We start from the raw sequence: 7,879 nt of genomic DNA, 5'->3' as shown, positions 1-7,879 counted from the left end.
GGCGGCCGCCTGCGCTGCCCGCTGGCGATCGCCCTGCCGGCGTTGCAGGCGCGGCTGGATCCGCAGCGGATCGAGGCTGCCGTGCCGGCGATGACCGAGTGGCCGGCGCAGGCGGCGCCAGTGGGCGAGTAGGCGCCGCCTACCTTGAGCGCTTGCGTGAGCGGAGCGTTACGCCTCGACACCGTTGGCGTTGGAAGTGACTGGCGTTCATCGTCACGCGCGTCGCGACTGAAGTCGCTCCCACAGGGGCCTACGGCGAGCCTGCCCGGTGCACTGTGGGAGGGACTTCCGTCCCGACTGCAGACGGCCTGAGAGGACCAGGCAGGTCTTTCGTGCACTTCATCGCGAACATCGCCCGCCGTCACGGACCCCTCAGCGCGGAAGGTCGATCATCGCGGTTCCCCCACGCGTCTGCGCCTGCGTGCGCCGCGCTCTTTGCCAGGACCCCACCATGTCCCCGACCCACGCCGCCGCGTTGCCCGACACCATGACCGCGATCGAGATCCGCCAGCCCGGTGCGCCCGAGGTGCTGGTGCCGGTGCGCGTGCCGCTACCGCACCCCGGGCGCGGCGAACTGCTGGTGCGGGTGGCTGCGGCGGGCGTCAACCGTCCCGACGTGATGCAGCGCCAGGGCAGCTATCCGCCGCCGCCGGGCGCCTCGCCGCTGCCGGGGCTGGAGTTCGCCGGCGAGGTGGTCGGCCTGGGCGAGGGCGTGGAGCGCTACCGGCTGGGCGACCAGGTCTGCGCGCTGGTCGCCGGCGGCGGCTATGCCGAATACGCGGTGGTGCACGAGCGCAACGCCCTGCCGGTGCCGGCGGCGCTGAGCCTGACCGAGGCCGCGGCGGTGCCGGAAACCTTCTTCACCGTGTGGACCAACGTGTTCCAGCGCGGCCGCCTGCAGTCCGGCGAGACCCTGCTGGTGCACGGCGGTACCTCCGGCATCGGCAGCGTGGCCACGCTGCTCGGGCGGGCCTTCGGCGCGCGGGTGATCAGCACCGTGGGCTCGGCCGACAAGCGCGCGGCCAGCCTGGCGCTGGGCGCGGAGGCGGCGATCCTGTATCGCGAGGAAGACTTCGTCGCCGAGACCAAGCGCCTCACCCAGGGTCGCGGCGCCGACGTGATCGTGGACCTGATCGGCGGCGACTACCTGGCGCGCAACTACCAGGCCGCGGCGCTGGACGGGCGCATCGTGCAGATCGGCATCCAGCAGGGCAAGGTGCGCGAACTGGACCTGATGCCGCTGCTGGCCAAGCGGCTGACCCACACCGGCTCGACCCTGCGTCCGCGCTCGGTGATGGAAAAGGCGGCGATCGCGCGCGAACTGGAGCAGCAGGTGTGGCCGCTGCTGGCGCAGGGCCGGATCAAGCCGCAGGTGGACCGCTGCTTCCCGCTGCAGGAGGCGGCGCAGGCGCATGCGTTGATGGAATCCAGCGCGCATATCGGCAAGATCGTGCTGACGACGGACGCGCGGTGAACCGGATATCGGTCGTGGCGACCCGCCCGCCGTCGTAGGAGCGGCGCGCTTCGGTCGCGACAGGCAGCCGGCGCAGGCGCCGGCGCGCCCACACGGCACGCGTGACCGCGCCCGCCGCTGGCCCGGTTCAAGCACCGCGCCGTATAGTGCGCCGCACGCGCGGTGGTCCGCGCTTGCCCGTGCCGGTCCCTGCGTGCGCCTGCTGCCCCGTTCCGCGTCTCCATCTTCCCTGTTGCGTTACGCCCTGCTGCTGTTGTGGCTGTGCGCGGCGGTGGCGTCGGCCCAGCCGCAGGACGCCGCCGACGCACCGCCGGACCCGCAGACCCTGCTGGACAACGCCGCAAAGTCGCTGAAGGACGCGCGCGGCAAGGAAGTGGATGCCGGCAACCAGGCCGCCTTCCAGGACCTGGTCACGCAGGTCTCCGACGCCTCCAACGATGCGCAGACTGCCGCCGATGCGCTCTCGCAGCAGTTGGCGCAGGTCAATGCACGCCTGCAGCAACTCGGTGCGGCCGCCACCGGCGACTCCCCCGACATCGTTGCGCAGCGCAAGGCGCTGACCAAGCAACGCGACAGCCTGGACTCGGGGGTCAAGCGCGGCAAGCTGATGGTGGTGGAGGCGCGGCAGCTGGCCGACGAGATCGAACGCGCGCGCGCCGAGCATTTCAGCCAGGAGCTGTCGCTGCGCTCGCCGTCGCCGCTGTCGCCGGCGCTGTGGAAGCAGATCGCCGCCGATTTCCCCGACGACCAGGCCAAGCTGCTGGCGCTGTACACGCTCGGCATGCAGTCGCTGCAGGACGCGATCGCCGAGCATGGCAGCGGCGCGCTTGGCGTCGGCATCGCCATCGCGCTGATCCTGCTGTTCCCGCTGCGCTACCTGCTGCGCTGGCTGGGCAAGCGCTATGCGGTGTCGCGCGCGCCGGGCAGCCGCCTGCGCCGGTCGGGTCTGGCGATCTGGTTCCTGCTGCTGGGCACGTTGACCCCGGGCCTGGCCGCGCTGGCCCTGGCCGAGGCGCTGCGCAGCATCGATGCGGTGCCGGAGCGCCTGGACGCAGTGCTCAACGGCTTCGTGGTGGTCAGCTTCGCCGCGGCCTTCATGGGCTCGCTCGGCGCCAGCGTGCTGCTGCCGAACCAGCCGAGCTGGCGGCTGTTCCCGATCGACGACGCCACCGCGCGACGCCTGCGCAAGTACACCTGGGCCACCGCGGCGCTGGCCTGGCTCAGCAGCATGCTGCTGGTGATCAACCAGGCCGCGCGCACCAGCGACTCGGCCACCGTCGCCGCCGACGGGGTGATCGCGCTGGTCTACGGCGTGCTGATCCTGGCCACCCTGACCAGCCTGTCGCGGCTGCGCCGGCGCCAGTACGCCGAAGCGGCGGCACAGGCCCTGGCCAATGCGCAACCGCCGCCGCCCGGGCAGCACGGCGGTGCGCTGGCGTTGATCGGCGTGCTGGTCAAGGTCGCGGTGGTGGTGGCGCTGCTGGCGGCGCTGCTGGGCTATCTGCACCTGGGCCTGTTCATCACCCGGCAGATCATCTGGATCACCATGATCGTCGGCGCGATCCGCCTGCTGATGACCTTCGCCGACGACTTCGCGTTGTGGCTGTTCGCCAGCGAAGGCCGCATCGGCCGCGCCGCCAATGGCGCGTTCGGGGTGCGCTCGAGCAGCCTGGAGCAGGCCGGGGTGCTGACCTCGGCACTGATACGGGTGGTGCTGTTGCTGATCGGCGTCGGCGCGCTGTTGATGCCGTTCGGCACCAACGTCTCGATCGTCTCGGACTGGTTCTCGCTGCTGTCCGATGGCATCCGCCTCAGCGACAAGGTGGTGCTGTATCCGGGCGCGATCGCCCGCGCGGTGCTGGTGCTGCTGCTCGGTCTGGGCGTCATGCAGTACCTGCATCGCTGGCTGACCCAGACCTACCTGCCCAAGACCGAACTGGACGACGGCTCGCGCAACTCGATCAGCACGGTGGCGCGCTATGTCGGCATCATCCTGGCGGCGTTGTGGGCGCTGGCCGCGCTGGGCATCGGCCTGGAGCGGATCGCGCTGGTGGTCAGCGCGCTGTCGGTCGGTATCGGTTTCGGCCTGCAGTCGATCACCCAGAACTTCGTGTCCGGCCTGATCCTGCTCGCCGAGCGCCCGGTCAAGATCGGCGACTGGATCAAGATCGGCGACCAGGAAGGCGATGTGCGCCGGATCAGCGTGCGCGCCACCGAGATCCAGGTCGGCGACCGCTCCACCCTGATCGTCCCCAACTCCGAACTGATCACCAAGACCCTGCGCAACATGACCCTGGCCGGGCCGCTGGGCCGGGTGCAGATCCAGTTCGCGGTCTCGCTGGGCACCGACGTGACCAAGCTGCGCGCGTTGCTGCTGGAGCTGTACGCGGCACACCCGGGCGTGCTGGACGACCCGGCGCCGTCGGTGTTCATCGACTCCATCGCCAACGGCCACGTCACCCTCAACAGCTTCGCCTACGTGGCCTCGCCGCGGCTGACCTACGGCACCCGCAGCGAACTGTTCTTCGCCCTGCTGCAGCGCCTGGCCGAGGAGGGCATCGCCCTGGAGTCGCCGCAGGAAGTGAAGCTTTTACGCGATCCGCGGGAGTAGCCGGATCGGGGAGTGGTGGAGCGCGAAGCGGCTTCGGCCGCCAGCTGTCGGCGCCGCAGGTCGCAGCTGAAGCCGCTCCTGCGATTCCCCATTCCCGATTCCCCACTCCCAGCTTCTAGCGCCTCCCGCGTTCCTCGCGCGCGCGGATGCGTCGGTCGAACAGCACGGCGCTGACCACGATACCCAGGCCCAGAATCACGCCCAGCAGAAACAGCACCATCGCGATCGCCGGGTAGCCGAACAGCTTGCTGCCGGTGTCGATGCGCATCATCTGCGTGGAGGCCAGGATCAGCGCGGCGGTGACGATGCCGGCGGCGACGCGGTTGGCGATCTTCTGCAGGCTCTCCATCAGCCGCGATTCCTCCAGCCCGGCCACGCGCACCTGCAGGCGGTTCTCCGCGGCCAGGGTGAGGATGTCCGAGAGTCGGCGCGGGCCTTCGCGCAGCAGCGCCTGCAGCTCCATCGCCTCGCTGGCCAGGTTGGCCGCCGACAGCGATTTCTTCAGGCGCGCGCGCATCACGTGCTGCAACTGGTCCTCGACCACCACGCGGGTGTCCAGGTGCGGCGATAGCGCGCGGCACACCGCTTCCAGGTTGAGCAGGGTCTTGCCGAGCAGGCTCAGCTCCGGCGGCGTGCGCAGCCCGTAGGCGGTGGCGATGCGCACCAGGTCCAGCACCACCCGGCCTTCGGACATCGCATCGTGCGCCGCGTAGCGGGCGATCATCTGCCCGGTCTCGCGCTGGTAGCGCTCCTCGTCGAAGTCCTCCAGGCGCGTGCTCAGCGCGATGGTTTCCTCGGCCACTTCCTCGCCGCGGCCGTCGACCGCGGCGAACAGCAGCTTGAGCAGGCGCTCGCGCAGCTTCGGCGGCACGTGCGCGACCATGCCCAGGTCGAAGATCGCCAGGCGTCCGTCGGCGAGCACGCGCAGGTTGCCCGGATGCGGATCGGCGTGGATCTCGCCGTGCACGAACATCTGGTCCAGGTAGCCGCGCACCAGCGCCGCGGCCAGGTCGTCCATCGGCTGCTCGGTGCGGCGCAGCCCGGAGATCTTGTCCACGCGCACGCCTTCGGCCAGCTGCATGGTCAGCACGCGGCGGCTGCTCAGGTCCCACACCGGCTGCGGCACCCACAGCTGCGGGAACGGGCGCAGGTGCTCGCCGAAGCGCGCCAGGTTCTCGGCCTCGGCCTCGTAGTTCAGTTCGGCCAGCAGCGCCTTGCCGAACTCGGCCAGCCAGTCGGCGAAGCGGATGCGCCGGCCCAGCCCGGTCAGCTTGTCGGCGGCGCTGGCGAAGCTGCGCAGCACCTCTAGGTCCGCGCGCACCTGCGCGGCGACCTCGGGCTTCTGTACCTTGATCGCCACCGGGGTGCCGTCGCGCAGCGCGGCGCGGTGCACCTGCGCCAGCGAGGCGCTGCCCAGCGGGGTGTCGTCGAAGGCGGAGAAGGCCTTGTTGATGCCGACGCCCAGCTCGGCCTCGACGATCTCGCGGATGCGTTCGCTTGGAATCGGCGTGGTGTTCTCCTGCATCCGCTCCAGGGCGGTGGCGAACTCCGGCGGCACCACGTCCGGGCGCGTGGACAGCATTTGCCCGAGCTTGACGAAGGTCGGCCCGAGCGCCTCCAGGTCGGTGACGAACTGTTCGGGCGTGCCTTCCGGCGGCAGCTCGTGCTCGCCCTGGGCGGTCTCCATGTCCATGCCGGAAAACACCCCGGAGCTGCGGTAGCGCAGCAGCAGGCGCAGGATCTGGGTACGGCGGCTGAGGCCGCCGATCACGTGCGGGGTGGCCGCAGCGTCGGGCGTCGCGCTCAAGGTGGGCTCCGGGCAAGGATGGGCGCGCTCGAGTGTGGCGACGGCTTGGTCGTCGCGTGGTGAATCCCGCTGCGCGTCGTGGATCGCAGGTGCGCGGGCGTGGTGCCGGCGGCAAGGTCGGCGACGGCGCTGTCGGCCAGCGCGGCGGCGGCCGTTGCTGGGACGACGCACCCACGGCGTATCCTGCCCCGCAACGAGAGCCAGAGAACAGCGCGCAGTGCAGCGGGGTGAGTGGCGATGGCGGTGAGCGGGCAGGGATGCAACGGACGGTCGTGGTGCGTCGACCGATGGCAGATGACGCCAGCCACGCGACGTGCTGCACCGGCACCTTACCTGTTCGGCAGGGCTCTCGACCGATGAGGTGGCGTCGGCTCGCGCTGCTGGCGGCTGGGGTGGCCGTGGTGCTGCTCGTGGCGGCCTGGCTGGGCGAGGACGGCGGCGGCATTGCCACCGAGGCGCGCACGGCGCTGCGGGCGCTGGCACGCGCGCTGTTCTGACGCGCCGAGGTCCGCTGGCCTCTGGCCGGCCGCCACGGCCGGCCTTACCCTTGGCCTCCGTTGCCCGTCGCCAGGAACGCCACCATGTCCTTCATCGTCTCGCATGCCGTTGGCCATGCCCGTGTGCTGTCGGCGCGTGCACGCCTGGCCTTGCTGCTCGTGCTGTTGTCGTCGACCGCGACCGCGACCGCCGCGACGCAGACCCAGCGGTATGCCGGCGACGACTTCGACGCCAAGGCCTTCGCCGCCACCACGCACCGCCGTTACGACCTGCAGGACTTCTCCGATCGCTACCGCGCCACCTTGGAGATCGAGGACAGCGGCGAGGTGTTCCGTCCCGGCATCGTGCGCGTGTTCGCCCGCGGCAACGCCACGCCGCTGCTCGAGGTGGCCTCGCCGGAGCTGGTGGTGGACACCGATGCGAAGAGCGGCAAGGTCAAGGCCAATGTGCACGAGCTGCCGTACGGCGAGCAGAGCGTGCTGATCTACGACGATTTCAATTTCGACGGGATCAAGGATCTGGCGGTGATGGACGGCCAGAACAGCTGCTATCACGGCCCGTCCTACCAGGTGTACCTGGGCACCGCCGACGGCTTCGAGGCCGATGCGGACTTCACCGAGCTGGCGCAGAGCAACTGCGGCCTGTTCGAGGTGGATGCGCAGGCGCGCGAACTCCACACTATGACCAAGGACGGCTGCTGCTGGCACCAGTACGCGACGTATTCGGTACGCGACGGCGCGCCGCTGCTGGAGCGCGAGGTGGTGGAGGATGCGCGCAGCGAGGGGCCGGGCCTGGCGCAGGAGACGGTGTACCGCGACCGTGCCGGCAAGCGCGTGGCCGACACCCACTACCTGTGGGACGAGCAGGGCGGCACCACCGCGGGCGAGCGCAAGATCCTGCTCGAGTTCCGCCTGGCGCCGGCTGGCAAGCGCATCGTGGTGTTCGCCAATGTCGGCGACGGCGGCAGCAGCAAGCCGTTCTATGCGGCGATCGGCGCGCAGCAGCGGGTGGACCTGCTGTATCCGGACGCGCAGGGCGAGGCGATGGACTACGACGCCGACCGCCATCTGCTCAGCTTTGCGCGTGGCGACACCACCTACCGCATCGTCGGCAACGCGCAGGGCGTGCCGCAGCGCATGGAGGTGGTGGTGCGCGGCAAGACCCAGCCGCTGGCGCTGCAGTCCGGTTCGGTGCATGGCTCGCTGCAGGCGGTGGCGCAGGTGCTGGACGCGGCGTCGGCGGAGTAGGGGGGCGACGGGGCGTTGCTCCGAAGCAACTGGCGATTTTGGCTTGCGCGCGTCGGGACTGAAGTCCCTCCCACAGTGCGCTCGGACAGCTCGCCGCAAGCCTTGTACGAGCGGCTTCAGCCGCGACAGGCGTTTCCGAACACGCCTGCCGTCCCGATTGACCCATAGCTGCCTCGCACCGCATCGGCCGACCCGACCGGCCGCTTCACCGCCACGCCGCGAACGCCCGCGCCACCGCTTCG

At 70.7% G+C, this 7,879-nt stretch carries 4 protein-coding genes; 3 read left to right on the top strand and 1 reads right to left on the bottom strand.

The genetic code is table 11. The features are described from left to right. Positions 1-451 precede the first annotated feature (451 nt). Positions 452-1,474, top strand: coding sequence for an NAD(P)H-quinone oxidoreductase (locus tag D180_RS04690; protein ID WP_017911887.1), 1,023 nt, complete (start codon positions 452-454; stop codon positions 1,472-1,474). Positions 1,475-1,706: 232 nt separating this feature from the next. Further along, on the top strand, positions 1,707-4,085 hold the full coding sequence (locus tag D180_RS04685) for a DUF3772 domain-containing protein (RefSeq protein ID WP_017911886.1): 2,379 nt from the start codon (positions 1,707-1,709) through the stop codon (positions 4,083-4,085). 115 nt (positions 4,086-4,200) lie between these two features. Here the strand turns inward: D180_RS04685 and D180_RS04680 are convergent, their stop codons facing one another. After that, entirely contained in the window at positions 4,201-5,892 is a 1,692-nt protein-coding gene (locus tag D180_RS04680) for an AarF/UbiB family protein (RefSeq protein WP_017911885.1), read from the bottom strand. A gap of 581 nt (positions 5,893-6,473) precedes the next feature. Here D180_RS04680 and D180_RS04675 point away from each other — a divergent pair. After that, positions 6,474-7,637: a hypothetical protein gene (locus D180_RS04675; protein ID WP_017911883.1), complete on the top strand. Its 1,164-nt coding sequence runs from the start codon at positions 6,474-6,476 to the stop codon at positions 7,635-7,637. Positions 7,638-7,879: the final 242 nt, after the last annotated feature.

Origin of the sequence: Xanthomonas sp. SHU 166 (assembly GCF_000364685.1) — a bacterium.
Classification (GTDB): Bacteria; Pseudomonadota; Gammaproteobacteria; order Xanthomonadales; family Xanthomonadaceae; genus Xanthomonas_A; species Xanthomonas_A sontii.
The sequence above is the reverse complement of the archived record's forward strand: the minus strand, read 5'-3'. Positions and strand labels throughout refer to the sequence as shown.